Here is a 16911-nt window from a genome sequence, read left to right on the forward strand (position 1 = left end):
ATATAGCATCGCCAGCGGCCGCGCCCCTCAGGGTTTTTGGCAAGTCGGGCAGAAAAACGTGGAGCGCTGGCCCTGGCGGATCGACTTGATGGGCGTGGCGCAGACCCTGCAGAGCTGGCCCTCGCGGCCGTAGACCGTGGCTTCCAATTGGAAGTAACCGCTCTCGCCTTTGGCATTGGAGAAATCGCGCAGCGTGCTGCCACCCTTGGCCACGGCACGCGCCAACACATCCTGTATGGCGGCGTGCAGCTTTTTCAGCCGCGGCTTGCTCACCTTGTTGGACGCCGTGGTGGGCCGGATTTGGGCCAAAAACAGCGCCTCAGACGCATAGATATTGCCCACGCCCACCACCACCTCACCGGCCAGCAGCACCTGCTTGATGGGTGCCTTGCGCTGCGCCATGCCCTGCTGAAACGCGAGCAGGTCAAAGCCCCCGTTCAACGGCTCCATGCCCAGGTGGCCCAGCAATTTTTGTGCGACCGGGTCGGTCTCGCCGGCGGCAAACACCACAGCGCCAAAGCGGCGCGGATCGTTCAGGCGCAAGGTGCCGCGGGTGGTGACCAGGTCAAAGTGGTCGTGCACGCCGGGCGGCGGCATACGCCCGCCAAAGGCCACGCTGCCCGACATGCCCAGGTGCACCAGCAACAGGCCGGCGTCAAGATCCAGAAGTAAATATTTGCCGCGGCGGCGCACCTGCAATACACGCTGGCCCACCAGGTGATCGGGGTCGCACTGCAGCGGCCAGCGCAGGGGCTTGCCCACATGCACCGCCTGCACCTGCGCGCCCGCAATACGGTCGGCAAAACTCAGGCGCGTGACTTCAACTTCGGGCAATTCAGGCATGGGGCCTCAGCTTCATGATGTTGGATTATTATGGTCTGATGACACGCCCCAAACGCCTCATCTCCACCACCCTGTTGGCGGCCTGCATCGGCCTGTGTGGTTCCGCTTTCGCGGCCGAGCCCGACGAAGTCAAAAATTCCGACCTGAACCCGGATCTTTTTTACCAACTGTTACTCAGTGAGATCTACGCCACCAACGGTGACATTGGCGATGCCTACCTCGGCATGCTGGATGCGGCACGCAAGGCCAACTCGGCCAAACTGTACGAACGCGCCGTGGAAATGGCGCTGCGCGCCCGCAGTGGCGAGTCGGCGCTGGATGCGGCTCGCGCCTGGCAGCGGGCCTTTCCGGCCTCCAAAGATGCCAACCGTTATGTCTTGCAAATCTTGCTGGGCCTGAACCGTGTAAGTGACACGCTGGAGCCGCTCAAAAAAGAACTGGTAGGCACCACCGGCAAGGAGCGCATCACCGCCATCGACCTGCTGCCCCGCTATTTCAGCCGCGTGACCGACAAACCGCTGGCCGCCAACATCGTCGAACAGGCCCTGGCAATTGACCTCACATCCCCCGAAACCGGCCCGGCCGCCTGGTCAGCCGTGGGCCTGCTGCGCCTGAACGCAGGCAGCGTGCCCGGCGGGCTGGAAGCCGCCCAACGCGGCTCCGCCCTGAATGCCCGCGCCGAAGAGCCCGCGGTGCTGGCACTGAACCTGATGGAAGCCAAGTCCCCTGGCGCCGAGGCCCTGGTACAGCGCTACCTGGCAGGCCAGCCTTTGCCCGAAGTGCGCATGGCCTATGCACGCCGCTTGATCGACACCATGCGCTACTCCGAGGCGCTGGTGCAGATGCAGACCCTGAACACACAAGCCCCCAGCTTTGCCGATGCCTGGCTGGTGCGTGGCTCGCTGGAGCTGCAGGACCGCAACAACAGCGCGGCCGAAAGCTCGCTCAAGCAGTACACCCAGTTGGTGGCCCCCAATGAAGCGCCCGCTGCGGATGGCAACGAGACCTCACGTGGCATGGTGCAAGCCTACTTGCTGCTGGCGCAGATTGCCGAGCAACGCGGCCAGCTGGACGAGGCCAATGCCTACCTGCAGCGCATCAACAGCCCGCAGGATGCACTCAAGGTGCTGACCCGCCGCGCCATGATTTTGGCGGGCCAAGGCAAGATGGTGGAGGCACGCGCCCTGATCCGCTCCGCCCCCGAAACCCAGGCCGACGATGCGCGCGCAAAGATTTCCGCCGAAGTACAGCTGCTGCGCGACCACAAACAACTGGACACCGCCTACCAGGTACTGGCCGCTGCGCTCAAACAGTACCCCGACGATACCAACCTGATGTACGACCAGGCCATGATTGCCGAGAAGCTCGGCAAGCTGGACGATATGGAAAAGCTGCTGCGCAAAGTGATCGCCGCCAGCCCCGACTACCACCACGCCTACAACGCACTGGGCTACTCGCTGGCCGATCGCAATGTGCGCCTGCCCGAGGCGCGCAAGCTGATCGAGAAGGCGTTGGAGTTTGCGCCCAACGACCCCTTCATCGTGGACAGCCTGGCCTGGGTGGAATTCCGCAGCGGCAACGCCGCGGAAGCCAAACGCCTGCTGGAGCAGGCCTACGCCAGCCGCCAGGACGCCGAGATTGCGGCCCACCTGGGCGAGGTGCTGTGGAGCTTGGGCCAACGCGACCAGGCCAACACCATCTGGAGCCAGGCGCTGCAGCAGCAAAAGGACAACGAGACCCTGCAGGAAACCGTGCGCCGCTTGCGTGCCAAGCCATGAAGGAGCTGCTACGCCGACTCGGCCTGCTGCTCATCCTGTCCATTGCTACGCTTTTCATAGCTGCTTGCGCAACGACTGCGCGGGGTAGCGCCGACTTTGCATCCCAAACCCGATGGGAAGGCCGTCTGGCGCTCAAGGTCTACGCCACGCCGGTGCAGGCGTTTGCGTCCAACTTTGTACTCGAGGGCAACGGCGAGGCAGGCAGCCTGTCGCTGCACACGCCCCTGGGCAGCACGCTGGCGCAGATGCAATGGGCGCCTGGCGTTGCCCGATTGACCACCACGGGCGAGCCACAGTCCTTCGATTCGCTGCAGGCCCTGGTGCTGCATGCCACGGGCGCCGAACTGCCAGTCGCCGCCTTGTTTGACTGGCTGCAAGGCACGCCCACGGCAGCACCTGACTGGGAGGTGGACCTGAGCCAACTGCCAGAGGGCAGACTGAACGCGCAGCGCAAGGCAGCAAAGCTGCCCGCAGTGGACCTGAAAATCATCCTGCAAAACTGAGCGGGCGCTGCCCCTGCGCCGATAATGCCGCCCACCATGCAGTCGCTCTACGACATCCCCGCCCCCGCCAAACTCAATCTGTTTCTGCACATCACCGGGCGGCGGGACGATGGCTACCACCTGCTGCAATCGGCCTTCATGCTGATTGACTGGTGCGACACGCTGCACTTCTCGCTGCGCAGCGACGGTCAAATCAGCCGCGAAGACCTCAACGTGCGTCTGCCCGCGGACGACCTGAACGTGCGTGCCGCCCGCGCACTACAGCAGGCCACGGGCTGCACGCAAGGCGTGCATATTGGCGTTCTTAAATCCGTCCCGGCACAGGCCGGCATGGGCGGTGGCTCCTCGGATGCGGCCTCCACCTTGCTGGTGCTGAACCGCTTGTGGGGCCTGAAACTATCGGTACAGCAACTCTCCGCCATCGGGCTGGCACTGGGAGCGGATGTGCCGTTCTTCCTGAGCGGGCGCCACGGCTGGGTCGAGGGCATTGGTGAAAAAATCACGCCCCTGGTACTACCTGCATCGCGCTGGGTCGTAGTCAAGCCCGATGCCGGGCTCGAAACTAAATTGATTTTTTCTGACCCGGAGTTGAAACGCGATTCAGAACCAGCTATAATCACAGGCTTCGCTGCAGACGCATTCGGAAAGACATTAAAGGATTCCTTTAGTTATGGCCGAAACGACTTGCAAGCCGTTGCCCAGAAGCTGTGCCCCGGTGTGAATCAAGCCCTTCAGTGGCTCGATGACAAGGGTTTAAGTGGCAGGATGACAGGCTCTGGAAGCGCGGTATTTGCGCACTTGCAGCACGACATCGATGTGGGCGACGCGCCAGACGCGTTTCAAGTCAGGTTGTGCAGCAGTTTGGATGTTCACCCCCTGTTAGGGTGGGCAGACAGCGACGAAAAATGAAGGTTTAGCGGTGGGCAGCATTGCGCTGTCAACCTGTGTAGGGGAGTCGCCAAGTTGGTTAAGGCACTGGATTTTGATTCCAGCATGCGAAGGTTCGAATCCTTCTTCCCCTGCCAAATTGCTGTTCGGGCCGGTCCCGCTTCAGCATGCGCATAGTGACGACATAAACCCAAATTCTCTTCGCTGGATTCCACATGCAGGCCTTCACTCCCCCTGATTTCATGGTCTTCACTGGCAATGCCAATCCTGGCATGGCCGCTGACATTGCCAAGCACCTGGGGATCTCCCTGGGCGCCGCTACCGTGGGCCGTTTCTCGGATGGTGAAGTCACCGTCGAGATCAACCAGAACGTGCGTGCGCGTGATGTGTTCGTGGTGCAAAGCACCTGCGCCCCCACGAACGAGAATTTGATGGAATTGCTGATCATGGTGGATGCGCTCAAGCGCGCATCGGCCGAGCGAATCAGCGCCGTGATTCCCTACTTTGGCTATGCACGCCAAGACCGCCGCCCCCGCTCCAGCCGCGTGCCCATCACCGCCAAAGTGGTGGCCAACATGCTGCAGACTGTGGGCGTGGCGCGCGTGCTGACCATGGACTTGCATGCTGACCAGATCCAGGGCTTTTTTGACATCCCGGTGGACAACATTTATGCGTCCCCCGTGCTGCTGGGCGATTTGCGTCAGAAGAATTACGAAGACCTGATCGTGGTCTCGCCCGACGTGGGTGGTGTGGTGCGTGCCCGTGCGCTGGCCAAGCAGCTGAACTGCGACCTGGCCATCATCGACAAGCGCCGCCCCAAGGCCAATGTGTCGGAAGTGATGCACGTGATCGGTGAGATCGAAGGCCGCAACTGCGTGATCATGGACGACATGATCGACACCGCAGGCACGCTGGTGAAAGCCGCCGAGGTGCTGAAGGCCCGTGGCGCCAAGAAGGTGTATGCGTATTGCACGCACCCCATCTTCTCTGGCCCCGCCATTGAACGTATTTCCAGCGGCGACGCGCTGGACGAAGTGGTGGTGACCAACACCATTCCTTTGAGCGCTGCCGCCGCGCAGTGCACCAAGATTCGCCAACTCTCTGTGGCACCGCTGATTGGGGACACCATCCAGCGCATCGCCCGCGGAGAGTCGGTCATGAGTTTGTTCTCGGATCAAGACAGCCTTTGATCGGGACAAAAAGCCGACGCCGCTGACCCACAGGGTTGGCAGGCGTCTTTTTAAATCGGAGTCACACTGGTCGCGGTGGACTCTTACTGGAGTTAGATATGAAATTTGTCGCTTTTGAGCGCGCTAAGCAGGGCACGGGTGCGAGCCGCCGTCTCCGCATCACTGGCCGTACCCCCGGCATCGTTTACGGCGGTTCCGCCGAGCCCTTGTTGGTCGAACTGGACCACAACGCTCTGTGGCACGCCATCAAGAAGGAAGCGTTCCACGCCTCCATCTTGGATATGGAATTCGCTGGCAAGGAAAGCAAGGTTCTGTTGCGCAACGTGCAAATGCACCCCTTCAAGCAACTGATCCTGCACATTGACTTCCAACGCGTGGAAGCCAACACCAAGCTCAGCATGAAGGTGCCTTTGCACTTCAGCGGTGAAGAAAACTCCCCCGCCGCCAAGGTGGACGCTTGCCTGATCAACCACGTCGTGACCGACCTGGAAGTGGCTTGCCTGCCTGCCGATCTGCCCGAGTTCATCGCCGTGGACCTGTCTGGTCTGGTGAAGGGCAAGTCCCTGCACGCTGCGGATCTGACTTTGCCCAAGGGCGTGACTGTCGTCACCCACGGCAAGGCCAACCCCGTGATCGTGGCCGTGGTGGCTCCGGTGGAAGAAGTGGCTGCTCCCGTAGCCGCTGCCCCCGCTGCTGACGCCAAGGGCAAGGGCAAAGGCAAGAAGTAATTCTTCTGCCCTGCGCTAGTTCGCTGCAAACGGCCCACTTCGGTGGGCCGTTTGCTTTTCGGCTCCCCGCTTTTTGTAAGCCATAATTTTCCCGATGATCAAACTGTTTGTTGGCCTGGGTAACCCCGGCCCCGAATACGACGCCACCCGCCACAACGCGGGCTTCTGGTGGGTGGATGCGCTAGCGCGCGAGCTCAAGGTCTCGCTCTCCATGGACCGGGGCTACCACGGCCTCATGGCCCGCACCACGGTGCAGGGCAACACGGTGTGGCTGCTGGAGCCGCAGACCTTCATGAATGTGTCTGGCAAATCGGTGGGCGCGCTGGCGCGCTTCTTCAAAATTCAGCCCGAAGAGATTCTGGTGGCACACGACGAACTGGACATCGTTCCGGGCGAAGTGAAGCTCAAATTCGGCGGCAGCCATGCGGGCCACAACGGCCTGCGCGACATCCATGCCCAGCTGGGCACCGGCGACTACTGGCGCCTGCGCCTGGGCGTGGGCCACCCGGGCGTGAAGTCGGAGGTGGTGAACTGGGTGCTTAAGAAGCCGTCACTGGACCACCGCATTGCGATTGACCAGTGCATCGACCGCTCCATGAAAGCCCTGCCCCACCTGATTGCGGGCGAGATGGACAAGGCCACCATGTTGATCCACACCAGCAAACCACCCCGCCCCAAGCCCCCACGGCCGCCGGCAGACGCCGTGGTACCTGTCGCAGAACCAGCACCCCGGAGTGACGCATGACCCCGACCTACAAATACGCTCTCATTTTGATAGCTATCGGCGCACTATCCACGGGGGCTATGGCCCAAAAAGTCTACAAATGTGGCTCCAGCTACAGCCAAATCCCCTGCCCGGACGGGGTAGCGCTGGAGGCTGGTGACGGTCGCACGGCGGCGCAGCGGGCTGCAGCCAACAAGACCATGCGCGAACAGGCGGCACAGGCCAAACAGCTGGAAAAAACGCGATTGAAGGACGATGCCGAGGCGGCGGCGGCCAGCAAGCCGGTCAAGGCAGAAGCCAAGCCTGTGAAAGAGAAGGCCGCAACGACCAAAAAGAAGAAAAGTAAGGAACCCGAGTACTTCACCGCCAAAGGCGCGCCAGAACCCAAGAAGTGAGGCCTAAGCCACGCCCTGCAGGCGGCGGTACTTCTGCCACAGCGTTTCTTTGTCTTCAACAAAGTTGGGGTTGATGGGAATGCAGGCCACGGGGCAGACCTGCACACACTGGGGCTCGTCGAAATGGCCCACGCACTCGGTGCACTTGTGCGGGTCGATTTCGTAGATCTGCTCACCCAGGTAAATCGCCTCGTTCGGGCACTCGGGCTCGCACACATCGCAATTGATGCATTCGTCGGTAATTAACAGTGCCACGGCAGTTCACGCTCCATGGCCCAATTATCGCCGCAGGGCTAGGAACCCTCTTCCTCTTGTGGGGGTTTGACGATGACCACGGGCACCCCACTGGCGTGCAGCACCTCGTTGGACACCGAGCCCAGCATGGCGCTGCGTGCCGCGCTGGCCCCACGGGCGCCCATGACAATCATGTCGCAGCCAAAGCGCTCGCAAATGTCGATCAGCGTGTGCGCTGGGTCGCCCTTGGCCACCTCGCACTCGTAATCCACGCCGTCGGCGTCCAGCAGGCCCATGGCGGTGGACAGGGCGTCCATGCCGGCTTCGGCGCTCACACGGTCAATCATCTCGGGGTCATGGGCCACTAGCAGCTCGTAGAGGCTGGCCGGCTCCTGCACATTGGCCAGCACGGCGGATATCAGCAATCCGTCCGCTCGCAATCGCAGCGCATGGCGCACCGCTTCCAATGACAACTCCGATCCATCGACTGGCAGCAGAATCTTCATGGCAGCCTCCTCAGGTTAGGGACGTAACTTGTCCATCAAACGCGTGTGGACCACCGGCGCCACAAACTGGGTTACGTCCCCCTTCAATGTGGCGATCTCGCGCACCAGAGTACTCGAGATGAACTGAAAACGCGAATCAGGCGTCAAAAACACGGTTTCCACCTCGGGCGCCAGCGCCTTGTTCATGCCGGCCAGCTGGGCTTCGTAGTCAAAGTCAGTCACCGAGCGCACGCCGCGCACCATGACGCCCGCGCCATGCAGCACCGCAAAGTCACGCACCAGACCTGTGAAGCTTTCCACGCGCACGTTGTCCAGCGGCTGGAACACCTCGCGCACCGCGTCCAGCCGCTCGTCCAGCGTGAACATGGTCTTCTTGTGGTGGGCCGCAGCCACCGCCACGATGACGGTGCCAAACAGCCGCGCCGAGCGGCGTATCAGGTCCTGATGGCCCAGCGTGATGGGGTCAAAGGTGCCGGGGAACACAGCGATCACGGACTTGCTCATGGGCGCTCCAAAAACATGACTGAAATTATGCGGCGGCCAGCGCCAGCAAATGGGCATGCACGGCGCCCGCCTTCAGGTGGCGGTGCACCACCAGCCCCATGGGACTCAGCAGTTCGTCGGTCCACTTGGTGGGGGACTCCAGGTAGACCAGTCCTTCGGGGGCCAGCGCACGCGCGCAGGCGCCCAGCGCGGGTTCGAACAGCGGAGCGTCAAACGGCGGGTCAATAAAGATCACGTCCAGACTACCCGGCGCGGCTTGGCGAATGGCAGAGACGCCATCGCCACGCAGCACGTGCACAGCACTGGCTTGCAGCTGAATCTGGGTCTTTTTGAGCTGCTCCACCAGCGCACTGTCTTGCTCCACGATCAGCACGTCCTTGGCACCGCGCGATGCGGCCTCAAAACCCAGCACGCCGGTGCCGGCAAAAGCGTCCAGGCAGCGCAAGCCGGTCAGGTCTTGGTTCAGCCAGTTGAACAGGGTCTCGCGCACGCGGTCCGGTGTGGGACGCAGGCCGGGTTTGTCGGCGACTTTCAGTTTGGTGCGCTTCCACAGCCCGCCAATGATGCGGATCTCGTGGGTCTGAATGGCGCGGGGGCGTGGCAGACGCTTGGGTGCACCCGTGGCACCGCGCGCGGAAGAAGAGGGTTTGGCTTTCATCCGGGGAGCTTAACGCAGCCCGGCCTCCGCCGCCCCCAGTACCACCGTGGCCAGGGTGTTGGGCTGCACCTTGCGGGCAAAGGCCGCCCGCACATCGGCCACCGTGAGCTTGTCCACCTGCTCAGTCCAGGTGTCCAGGTAGTTCAGTGGCAGGCCGTTCCAGGCGATGTTGGCCACGTTGTCCAGCAGCTTCTTGTTGCTGTCCAGGCGCAGCGCAAAGCCGCCAATGAGGTTGTCCTTGGCGGCCTGCAGCTCCTTCTCGGTCGGGCCCTCCTCCACAAACTTGGCCAGCACCTCGCGCACCAGGCCCAGCGCCTGGTCCGCCTGGTCGGGCCGGGTCTGCAGACCTATGGTGAAGGCACCCGCGTGCAGGCCGGGCGAGAAGTAGCTGTACACGCTGTAGGTCAGGCCACGTTTCTCACGCACCTCTTCGGTCAGACGTGCGGTGAAGCCACCGCCGCCCAGGATGTGGTTGCCCACGGTCAGCGCGAAGAAGTCGGGGTCATTGCGCTTGTAGCCGGGCTGGCCCAGCAGCACCTGGGCCTGAGCCGAGGCAAAGGCAATGCGTTGCTCAGAGGCTTCTTTCAGCGGCAGCACTTCGGGCACGACAGGCTGCGGCGCACACGTGGTCTTGGGCAGGCGCGACAGCAATCGCGTCACCAGGGCATCAGCCTGCGCACGGGTCAACGCGCCCACGATGCTCACGCTCGCATCACAGGCCCGCACGGCGCTGGCGTGCAGCGCGCGCAGGTCCTCCACGCCGATGCGCAGCAGACTCTCTTCCGTCATCTCCCAGCCATACGGGTGGTTGCTGTACACCGCGCGGTTAAAGGCGCGTGCCGCCAACGTAGCGGGGCGGGTGTTGGCCTCTTTCAGGCTGGCAATCATTTTGGGCCGGTCGCGCAGCCAGGGCGCTTCGGGAAACGACGGCTCGCCGAGTTGGCGCGCGGCCAGCACTACGGCCTTGTCCAGCAGGTCCGGGTAGGTCAGTGAGCGCAGGGAGAAGCTCATGCGGTCGCTGCCCGCGCCGCCACCAAACGAGGCGCCCAGGTCGGCCCAGGCTTCGGTCAGCGCGTGTTCGTCCAGCGCGGACTCGGTGGCCGTAGCACGTACACCATTCGCTGTCATGGACGCCATGAGGTTGGCCAGGCCCGGCTTGTCGGCTGGGTCGCGGCGCCCGCCGGCGTCCAGGTCGATTTGCACATCCACCATGGGAATGGCCGGGCTTTCGACCAAGTAGACGCGCACGCCGCTGGGCTGCGTCCAATGCTGGATGGGAATGCCCGCCCAGGCAGAATTTATGCAAAATAGGGCTGTAGCCCCCGTCAACATTGCGCGAGCAGCTATTGATTTGATAGTAGTCATGGTATGAATCCGTGGCTTAGTGGCGCGCACCGGCCACAGGCTGGCGGGGTTTGCGGGTCTTGTCCACCGGCTGGGGCAGCAGCGTGGCCACGGTCAGGGCGTCATCGCCAAAGTACTTGGCCGCCACGGCCTGCACCTGGACAGCCGTCACGGTGCGGAGGCGTTCCAGCAGGCGCTGGTCGCTGGCCAGCGGGTAGCCGTTGATCCAGTTCACACCCAAAAGGCGTGCCTGGTTGAACACGCTGTCTTGCTTGTAGACCTCGCCCGCCACCCAGCGGTTCTTCACGCGGGCCAGCTCGGCCTCGGTGATGCCGTCCTTGGCCACCAGGGCGACCTGGGCGCGCAAGGCCTTTTCCACCTCGGCCGCCGTCCTACCCGCGGCGGGCACGCCCGAGAGCGTGAACAGCTGCGGACCACCGCGTGCCGTCAGGCCGTAGTAGGCTCCCACGTCATCGGCCACAGGGTTGGCCTCCAACGTCAGGGCACGCGGCAGGCGCGCACCGTCATAGCCGCTGAGCACGGCGGACAACACCGTCAGCGCCATGGCCTCTTCGCTGTCCGTATCGGGCTGGGCAGAACCACTGGCCACCAGGCCCTCGGCCGACAAGCCCGGCACCTTGAAGGCCAGCGCCACATAGGCCTGCTCGGCCGGCGCCTTAAAGTCCAGGCGGCGCAGGCCCAGCTGTTCGGGCTCCTCGCGCGGCTTGCGTGTGGGGGCGGATCGGGTGGGCAGGCTGCCGTAGTATTTTTCGGCCAGGGCGCGCACCTGGTCCACGTCCACATCGCCGGCCACCACCACGGCAGCGTTGTTGGCGATGTACCAGCGGCGGTAGAAGTCGCGTGCGTCGCGCGCCGTCATCGCGTCCAGGTCGCTCATCCAGCCCACCACGGGGCGGCGGTAGGGTGCGGCCTGGTACACCATGGCGTCCATGGCCTCATGCAGGCGGGCGTGGGGGTTGTCCTCGGTGCGCATGCGGCGCTCTTCCTTCACCACCTCCAGCTCCTTGGCAAACACCTCATCGCTCCACTGGTTGTTGGCAAAGCGGTCAGCCTCCAGGCGCATCACGTCTTCGAGCTTGTTGGCCGGAATCTGCTGGTAGAACCCCGTGTAATCCTTGGCGGTGAAGGCGTTTTCGCGCCCGCCCAGGGCCGCCACCTGGCGCGAAAAGTCGCCCGCCTTCACGGTGGGCGTGCCCTTGAACATCATGTGTTCCAGCACGTGGGCCACGCCGCTAGTGCCGTCCACTTCGTCCATGGCACCCACGCGCACCCACAGCATGTGCACCGCGGTGGGCGCCCGCCGGTCGGGTTTGACGATCAGCGTCATGCCGCTCTTGAGCGTGAATTGCTGAACCCCTGCAGGCTCTGCCGCCAGGGCGGCAAAGGGCGAAACGGTGAGGGAGAAAAAGGCCAGAAGGACCGCGCCAACAGCGACAAAGCGCTGTCCCGGCCAGGGGAATGGGTGTTTCATAGAATGGTGTGATTCTAAGAACGCCCCAAATGTTCAGCTTTTTCAAGAAAAAAACACTTCCTCCCGCTCCCGCAGTGGCGCCAGTCGCTGCTCCCGCCCCGCATGCAACCCCTGCCGAGGCCCTGCCCACAGGCTCCCTGATCGGCAGCGCGCTGGTTGCGCCCATCGCCATTCCCGAACCCAGCGCCACGCCGCCGGAGCGGCAAAAGTGGCTGGACAAACTCAAGGCCGGCCTGGGCAAAACGGCCAGCAGCATCTCGGGCGTGTTTGGCGGCAGCCAGATCGACGAGGCCCTGTACGAAGACCTGGAGAGCGCGCTGCTCATGGCCGACGCTGGCGTGACCGCCACCGAGCACCTGACCAACGCGCTGCGCAGGAAGGTGAAGGCCAGCGGCGTGACGCACCCCATCGCGCTCAAGAACATCCTGATCGCCGAGTTGACCGAGCTGCTGCAGCCGCTGCAAAAGCCGCTGGTGATTGGCCAGCAGCAGCCCACCGTCATCATGGTGGCGGGCGTGAACGGCGCCGGCAAGACCACCAGCATCGGCAAGCTCACCAAGCACCTGGCCGACAGCAACGCCAGCGTGCTGCTGGCCGCGGCCGACACCTTCCGCGCCGCAGCCCGCGAGCAGCTCACCGTCTGGGCCGACCGCAACACCGTGGAGATCGTCAGCCAGGAAGGCGGCGACCCTGCCGCCGTGAGCTTTGACGCCGTGACCGCTGGCAAGGCGCGCAAGAAGGATGTGGTGCTCATCGACACCGCAGGCCGCCTGCCCACGCAGCTGCACCTGATGGAAGAGCTGAAGAAGATCAAACGCGTGATCGCCAAGGCCGACGGCACCGCCCCGCACGAAGTGCTGCTGGTCATCGACGGCAACACCGGCCAAAACGCCGTGGCCCAAGTGAAGGCTTTTGACGACGCGCTGGGCCTGACCGGGCTCATTGTCACCAAGCTGGATGGCACCGCCAAGGGCGGCGTGCTGGCCGCGATTGCGCGCGAACGGCCCATTCCCGTGTACTTCATCGGTGTGGGTGAGAAGCTGGATGAGTTGGAAACCTTCAATGCGCGGGAGTTTGCGCAGGCGCTGCTAGCGTAAAACGACTAGCCCGCCAATCCGCATGCAAAGCAAGCTCAAACGGTACGTGTTGATGCTGGGGCGACTGGCACTGCTGTTGCTGGTGGTTACCCCTGCCGCCGCATGGATGTTGGTCAAACCCGTTCGGGTGCTGACACCCCAGTGGGTCGGTATGGACTGCGCCACCGAAGCGGTGTGCGTGGAAGACAAGGGTGAACTGGCCCGCGCCACAGCGCTGCATGCCGAAGCCCAGGCATTCGTTGTTCATACCGTCGGCACATTGCAAGCAGCACCCAAAGTCATTTTTTGTTCCACCGAGCGCTGTGCGGACACCTTTGGCCTTGGCGCCCGATCCGCGGTAACGGTGGGCACTTTCGGCACCGTGGTGGGGCCACGCGCTTGGAAAGCCTATTACCTGCGGCACGAAATGATCCATGTGCTGCAGGCAGAGCGGATTGGCGTTCTGGGTTTATTGCGCAAGCCCGCCTGGTTCAAGGAGGGCATGGCCTACGACCTTAGCGAAGACCCACGCACACCCTTGAACGAGCCCTTTGAATCCCAAAGAAGTGCATTTCGCCAGTGGTACCGATCCATTGGCTCGACCACGTTGTGGGAAGCTGCCGACGCGCTGTAAGCTGCGGTTGCTCTTCACCATTGACACCCATCGGCCATGACCCACCCCCTCACCCGTCGCCACCTGCTGGCACTTTCTACCACCGCCCTCGCGGCCCCGGCATTTGCCCAAAGCACCGCTGTCTGGAACGCCATCGAAGCCAAGGCCAAAGGCCAGACGGTGTACTTCAATGCCTGGGGCGGGGCGGAGACCATTAACGCCTACATCCAATGGGCGGCCGGCGAAGTGGAGAAGCGCTTTGGCGTGAAGGTGGAGCATGTGAAGGTGACGGACACGGCCGATGTGGTGAAGCGCGTGCGCAACGAGAAAGCGGCGGGCAAGGCCAATGGCACGGTGGACCTGGTGTGGATCAATGGGGAAAACTTTCTGACCATGAAGCGCGAAGGCCTGCTGTTCGGCCCGTTTGCGGAAGGCCTGCCTTCGTACGCGATGGTGGATGTGCAAGGCAAGCCCACCACGCGCCTGGATTTCTCGGAGCCGACCGAAGGGCTAGAGGCACCCTGGGGCATGGCCCAGCTGACCTTCATGGTCGATAGCAAGCGCACGCCCAAGCCACCGCGCAGCCTGGCTGAGCTGCTGGCCTTCGCCAAAGCCAACCCCGGCCGTGTGACCTATCCACGCCCGCCCAACTTCCACGGCACCACGTTTTTGAAGCAGGTACTGCTGGACAGCAGCGAATCCCGTGGCGCCTTCTACAAGCCGGTGGCCATGGAGTCATTTGCCAAGGCCACCGCACCGCTGTGGGCCACGCTGGACCAACTACACCCGCACCTGTGGCGCGCCGGCAAACAGTTTCCACAAAACGCCGAGGCCATGCGCCAGATGCTGGCCGATGGCGAACTGCAACTGGCACTGACCTTCAACCCCAACGACGCGGCCAACGAAATTGCCGCCAACCGGCTTCCTGCCAGCGTAACCAGCTACCAATTCAGTAGCGGAACCATTGGCAACACGCACTTTGTGGCGATCCCGGTGAACGCGTCCGCCAAGGAAGGCGCCCAGGTGTTGGTCAACTTCCTGCTCAGCCCCGAAGCCCAGGCACGCAAGGCCGATATAGCCGTGTGGGGTGATCCCACCGTGCTGGCGCTGGACAAGCTGAGCAGCGCAGAACGCGCGCGCTTTGCCGCCAAGCCCTTGCCGGGACAGGTGGAGAAAAGCGCGCCCGCCATTCCCGAACCGCACGGCAGCTGGGTGCAACCGATTGAGAAGGAATGGACTCGGCGCTACGGCGCTTAGACCACAATGGCGGTCATGTCCGACACCGTCCCTTTCCAGGAGCCGCCGGCTCCCTCGGCGCAGCAACTGCAGCGGCGCCACACCGCCACGCTGGCCCTCATCGTGGCTGTACTCACGCTGGCCATGCTGGCCTTTGGCTGGAGCACGTATGCGCGCCAGCGCAGCACGCTGTGGTGGGGCCTGAGCACTCAGGGCGAACAGCTGCAGCTGGCCCTGAACACCAACCTGGACGTGGCGCGCACCCATGTAGCTGCCATGCGCCAGTCGGCCGAGCGCAACCTGCGCCAGCCCGCGCTGGCCGATGCCGGTCTGGCCGACCGCGTGGAGCGGCGTAACTTGGCGCCGCTGCGCGACGCCCCCTGGGACCGGCTGCCGCAAGACCTGGCCAAAGAGGTGGGCTCTGTGCATGTAGACCCATCCTCCGGCGCGGACTACCGGCGTGACCTGGTGGGCCCGTTGGGCGCACTGGCCCAGGTGACCGCCACGCACGCCCAGCAAAAAGGCCTGCTGTGGAGCTACTTTTACGATGCGCAAAAGCAATGGCGCTGGGTATTCCCAGCACAAGCACGCGATGAAGTGCTGACTGCGACCGGCAAGCCCGACATGGGTGCCGCGCTGCGCGTGCTGTGGGACGCCGGAGGCACCACGCCGCTGGAGGCGGTCGGCCCCGCCAGCAATCCGCAAAAAGAACTGGTGTGGACCGCACCGCATGTAGACCCGCTGAAGAAAGTCACCGTGGTATCGGTGCTGGCACCGGTCTACAGCGGCAACGGCTACACCGGCGTGGTGGGCACGGACTTGGCACTGAGCACGCTCAGCGACGTGCTGGTGCAGCACCCCCTGCCGCTGGGCCATGCCTGGGTGGTGGACGCCCAAGGCCACGTGTTGGCCAGCAGCAACCCCAAGGCACAAGACGCCCTGCCCGCAGGCCCCTATGTGGCCGACGCCGGCTGGTTGCGCTTTGCGCTGCGCGGCACCGACTGGGCGCTGCTGGTGCAAGCCCCGTCCGCGCTGGTAAGCCGCCAGGCCTTGACCCAGATGCTGCCCTTCATCGCGCTGGCGGTGGTGGCCCTGCTGGCGCTGGTGGCCAGTTGCTTCTGGCTGAGCCGACGCTTCACGCAACCCGCGCTGCAGCTGGCCGACTATGTGCAGCAGACCGAGGGCCCCAACATCAAGCGCGCGCCGCCGGTGCCCCCACTGTGGAAGCCCTGGTTTGACCGTGTGACCCGCCAAGCCCTACTGCGGCGGGAACAGATGCTGGGCGTGCACCAGCGCACCACCCAGTTGGAGGCCCAGTTGGCCCAACAAGTGGCCGCCTTGCACACCGCCACCGCCGAACACGAAGCCCAGCTCAACGCCCGGTCCGCCGAACTGCGCGGGGTCTATGCCCAGCTCAGCGCGGCACTGGCCGATGCACAAGCCGCCCAGAGCGCGAATAAAAAACCGGGGAACACGCCATGACCTGAATGGCAAGATTTGGCTCGGCCTGGTCAAACCACGCAAGCCCGTCATTCGCTACTGCGCTGACGGGGTACGCCGCTGAGCTCCCGTGGGGGGTGCGAGACATTTGCGTAGAAGCCCTCAGATTCACCCATTTGGGGATAGAAACACCATAGAGACCCACTTAAACTCACCGGGGTCCTTTCTTCATCAATAAACATACACATGAAAAGAATTCTTTCCGTCGCCTTCTTGAGTTTGAGCTTGGTTGGTTGCGCATCTGTTTCCATGGGAGACGAAAAACAAGATGCTGCATTAAAAACTTTTGCAGTAGCGCCCAACAAGGCCGCGCTGTATATCTATCGCAATGAAACCATGGGTGCCGCCGTAAAAATGGGAGTCACAGTGGATGGGGTATCTATTGGCCAGACAGCCAAGAAGACTTATCTCTATAAGGAAGTCACGCCCGGCAAGCACAAAATAACGTCGCAAGCCGAGACCGACAGCACGATCGAAGTGGATGCTAAGCCCGGCACCATTCTCTATATCTGGCAAGAAGTAAAAATGGGATTTTTCGGCGCACGGTCCAAGTTGCAGGTCGTAGACCAAGCGACCGGGCAAGAGGGTGTGTTGGAAACCAAATTGGCGGAAACAAAGTAACCGTGCGCCACGTGAAGCCCGCAGTACTTGCAAGCTGAAGACTCATTGGCGGTACTTGCGGGCTTTCGCGGACAATCA

General features: G+C 63.2%; 19 protein-coding genes and 1 tRNA gene. 13 read left to right on the top strand and 7 right to left on the bottom strand.

The window, feature by feature from the left end:
* Window positions 1-27: 27 nt before the first annotated feature.
* A complete protein-coding gene (mutM, locus tag AC1DZ5_RS01495) occupies window positions 28-843 on the bottom strand; it encodes a bifunctional DNA-formamidopyrimidine glycosylase/DNA-(apurinic or apyrimidinic site) lyase (protein ID WP_477885331.1) in 816 nt (271 codons plus the stop codon).
* A 38-nt stretch (window positions 844-881) separates the two neighbouring features.
* Here mutM and AC1DZ5_RS01500 point away from each other — a divergent pair, with 38 nt between their 5' ends.
* The 8 genes from AC1DZ5_RS01500 to AC1DZ5_RS01535 all read left to right on the top strand — a co-directional run bounded on the left by AC1DZ5_RS01500 (window position 882) and on the right by AC1DZ5_RS01535 (window position 7049).
* Complete coding sequence (locus tag AC1DZ5_RS01500) at window positions 882-2621, top strand: tetratricopeptide repeat protein (protein ID WP_477885333.1); 1740 nt, start codon at window positions 882-884, stop codon at window positions 2619-2621.
* Window positions 2618-3124, top strand: a complete 507-nt coding sequence (locus AC1DZ5_RS01505) for a lipoprotein insertase outer membrane protein LolB (RefSeq protein WP_477885335.1) — start codon at window positions 2618-2620, stop codon at window positions 3122-3124. The genes AC1DZ5_RS01500 and AC1DZ5_RS01505 overlap by 4 nt, the downstream gene beginning before the upstream one ends.
* A gap of 36 nt (window positions 3125-3160) precedes the next feature.
* Entirely contained in the window at window positions 3161-4033 is an 873-nt protein-coding gene (gene ispE / locus AC1DZ5_RS01510; RefSeq protein ID WP_477885337.1) for a 4-(cytidine 5'-diphospho)-2-C-methyl-D-erythritol kinase, read from the top strand.
* Window positions 4034-4072: 39 nt separating this feature from the next.
* A tRNA-Gln gene (locus AC1DZ5_RS01515) sits at window positions 4073-4149 on the top strand.
* Between the two features lie 78 nt (window positions 4150-4227).
* A complete protein-coding gene (locus AC1DZ5_RS01520) occupies window positions 4228-5202 on the top strand; it encodes a ribose-phosphate pyrophosphokinase (RefSeq protein WP_310345540.1) in 975 nt (324 codons plus the stop codon).
* 98 nt (window positions 5203-5300) lie between these two features.
* Window positions 5301-5930, top strand: coding sequence for a 50S ribosomal protein L25/general stress protein Ctc (locus tag AC1DZ5_RS01525; protein WP_310345543.1), 630 nt, complete (start codon window positions 5301-5303; stop codon window positions 5928-5930).
* 94 nt (window positions 5931-6024) lie between these two features.
* Entirely contained in the window at window positions 6025-6675 is a 651-nt protein-coding gene (gene pth / locus AC1DZ5_RS01530; RefSeq protein WP_477885340.1) for an aminoacyl-tRNA hydrolase, read from the top strand.
* Window positions 6672-7049, top strand: a complete 378-nt coding sequence (locus AC1DZ5_RS01535; RefSeq protein WP_477885342.1) for a hypothetical protein — start codon at window positions 6672-6674, stop codon at window positions 7047-7049. Before pth ends, AC1DZ5_RS01535 begins: the two co-directional genes overlap by 4 nt.
* Before the next feature lie 3 nt (window positions 7050-7052).
* On the opposite strand, the gene AC1DZ5_RS01540 is transcribed toward AC1DZ5_RS01535, so the two are convergent.
* From AC1DZ5_RS01540 to AC1DZ5_RS01565, 6 genes are read right to left on the bottom strand one after another with little or no spacing between them, the layout of a single operon-like run.
* Entirely contained in the window at window positions 7053-7304 is a 252-nt protein-coding gene (locus tag AC1DZ5_RS01540; protein WP_477885344.1) for a YfhL family 4Fe-4S dicluster ferredoxin, read from the bottom strand.
* A gap of 38 nt (window positions 7305-7342) precedes the next feature.
* Window positions 7343-7789 carry a universal stress protein gene (locus AC1DZ5_RS01545; RefSeq protein WP_477885346.1) on the bottom strand — a complete coding sequence of 149 codons (447 nt, stop codon included), beginning with the start codon at window positions 7787-7789 and terminating at the stop codon, window positions 7343-7345.
* Window positions 7790-7804: 15 nt separating this feature from the next.
* Window positions 7805-8293 (bottom strand): pantetheine-phosphate adenylyltransferase, encoded by a 489-nt coding sequence (gene coaD, locus AC1DZ5_RS01550; RefSeq protein ID WP_310345556.1) that lies wholly within the window; start codon window positions 8291-8293, stop codon window positions 7805-7807.
* A gap of 25 nt (window positions 8294-8318) precedes the next feature.
* Complete coding sequence (rsmD, locus tag AC1DZ5_RS01555) at window positions 8319-8951, bottom strand: 16S rRNA (guanine(966)-N(2))-methyltransferase RsmD (protein WP_477885348.1); 633 nt, start codon at window positions 8949-8951, stop codon at window positions 8319-8321.
* Window positions 8952-8960: 9 nt separating this feature from the next.
* Window positions 8961-10316, bottom strand: a complete 1356-nt coding sequence (locus AC1DZ5_RS01560; protein WP_477885350.1) for a M16 family metallopeptidase — start codon at window positions 10314-10316, stop codon at window positions 8961-8963.
* 16 nt (window positions 10317-10332) lie between these two features.
* The gene (locus AC1DZ5_RS01565) at window positions 10333-11787 is read right to left on the bottom strand and encodes a M16 family metallopeptidase (RefSeq protein WP_477885352.1); all 1455 of its coding nucleotides are present in this window, start codon (window positions 11785-11787) and stop codon (window positions 10333-10335) included.
* A 29-nt stretch (window positions 11788-11816) separates the two neighbouring features.
* Between AC1DZ5_RS01565 and ftsY the strand changes: the two genes are divergently transcribed.
* The 5 genes from ftsY (at window position 11817) to AC1DZ5_RS01590 (ending at window position 16833) form a co-directional block, all read left to right on the top strand.
* The gene (gene ftsY, locus AC1DZ5_RS01570; RefSeq protein WP_477885354.1) at window positions 11817-12884 is read left to right on the top strand and encodes a signal recognition particle-docking protein FtsY; all 1068 of its coding nucleotides are present in this window, start codon (window positions 11817-11819) and stop codon (window positions 12882-12884) included.
* A gap of 22 nt (window positions 12885-12906) precedes the next feature.
* Window positions 12907-13497 (top strand): hypothetical protein, encoded by a 591-nt coding sequence (locus tag AC1DZ5_RS01575; protein WP_477885356.1) that lies wholly within the window; start codon window positions 12907-12909, stop codon window positions 13495-13497.
* Window positions 13498-13533: 36 nt separating this feature from the next.
* Window positions 13534-14733 (top strand): ABC transporter substrate-binding protein, encoded by a 1200-nt coding sequence (locus AC1DZ5_RS01580; RefSeq protein WP_477885358.1) that lies wholly within the window; start codon window positions 13534-13536, stop codon window positions 14731-14733.
* 15 nt (window positions 14734-14748) lie between these two features.
* Entirely contained in the window at window positions 14749-16194 is a 1446-nt protein-coding gene (locus tag AC1DZ5_RS01585) for a cache domain-containing protein (RefSeq protein WP_477885360.1), read from the top strand.
* 204 nt (window positions 16195-16398) lie between these two features.
* Entirely contained in the window at window positions 16399-16833 is a 435-nt protein-coding gene (locus tag AC1DZ5_RS01590; protein ID WP_477885362.1) for a DUF2846 domain-containing protein, read from the top strand.
* Window positions 16834-16911 lie beyond the last annotated feature (78 nt).

It is taken from the genome of Rhodoferax sp. P1_F3 (assembly GCF_056405715.1).

Excerpts from the sequence above, each read along its gene's own strand:
- mutM (WP_477885331.1), bottom strand. The coding sequence starts at position 843 with ATGCCTGAATTGCCCGAAGTTGAAGTCACGCGCCTGAGTTTTGCCGAC.
- AC1DZ5_RS01500 (WP_477885333.1), top strand. The coding sequence starts at position 882 with ATGACACGCCCCAAACGCCTCATCTCCACCACCCTGTTGGCGGCCTGC.
- AC1DZ5_RS01505 (WP_477885335.1), top strand. The coding sequence starts at position 2,618 with ATGAAGGAGCTGCTACGCCGACTCGGCCTGCTGCTCATCCTGTCCATT.
- ispE (WP_477885337.1), top strand. The coding sequence starts at position 3,161 with ATGCAGTCGCTCTACGACATCCCCGCCCCCGCCAAACTCAATCTGTTT.
- AC1DZ5_RS01520 (WP_310345540.1), top strand. The coding sequence starts at position 4,228 with ATGCAGGCCTTCACTCCCCCTGATTTCATGGTCTTCACTGGCAATGCC.
- AC1DZ5_RS01525 (WP_310345543.1), top strand. The coding sequence starts at position 5,301 with ATGAAATTTGTCGCTTTTGAGCGCGCTAAGCAGGGCACGGGTGCGAGC.
- pth (WP_477885340.1), top strand. The coding sequence starts at position 6,025 with ATGATCAAACTGTTTGTTGGCCTGGGTAACCCCGGCCCCGAATACGAC.
- AC1DZ5_RS01535 (WP_477885342.1), top strand. The coding sequence starts at position 6,672 with ATGACCCCGACCTACAAATACGCTCTCATTTTGATAGCTATCGGCGCA.
- AC1DZ5_RS01545 (WP_477885346.1), bottom strand. The coding sequence starts at position 7,789 with ATGAAGATTCTGCTGCCAGTCGATGGATCGGAGTTGTCATTGGAAGCG.
- coaD (WP_310345556.1), bottom strand. The coding sequence starts at position 8,293 with ATGAGCAAGTCCGTGATCGCTGTGTTCCCCGGCACCTTTGACCCCATC.
- rsmD (WP_477885348.1), bottom strand. The coding sequence starts at position 8,951 with ATGAAAGCCAAACCCTCTTCTTCCGCGCGCGGTGCCACGGGTGCACCC.
- AC1DZ5_RS01560 (WP_477885350.1), bottom strand. The coding sequence starts at position 10,316 with ATGACTACTATCAAATCAATAGCTGCTCGCGCAATGTTGACGGGGGCT.
- AC1DZ5_RS01565 (WP_477885352.1), bottom strand. The coding sequence starts at position 11,787 with ATGAAACACCCATTCCCCTGGCCGGGACAGCGCTTTGTCGCTGTTGGC.
- ftsY (WP_477885354.1), top strand. The coding sequence starts at position 11,817 with ATGTTCAGCTTTTTCAAGAAAAAAACACTTCCTCCCGCTCCCGCAGTG.
- AC1DZ5_RS01575 (WP_477885356.1), top strand. The coding sequence starts at position 12,907 with ATGCAAAGCAAGCTCAAACGGTACGTGTTGATGCTGGGGCGACTGGCA.
- AC1DZ5_RS01580 (WP_477885358.1), top strand. The coding sequence starts at position 13,534 with ATGACCCACCCCCTCACCCGTCGCCACCTGCTGGCACTTTCTACCACC.
- AC1DZ5_RS01585 (WP_477885360.1), top strand. The coding sequence starts at position 14,749 with ATGTCCGACACCGTCCCTTTCCAGGAGCCGCCGGCTCCCTCGGCGCAG.
- AC1DZ5_RS01590 (WP_477885362.1), top strand. The coding sequence starts at position 16,399 with ATGAAAAGAATTCTTTCCGTCGCCTTCTTGAGTTTGAGCTTGGTTGGT.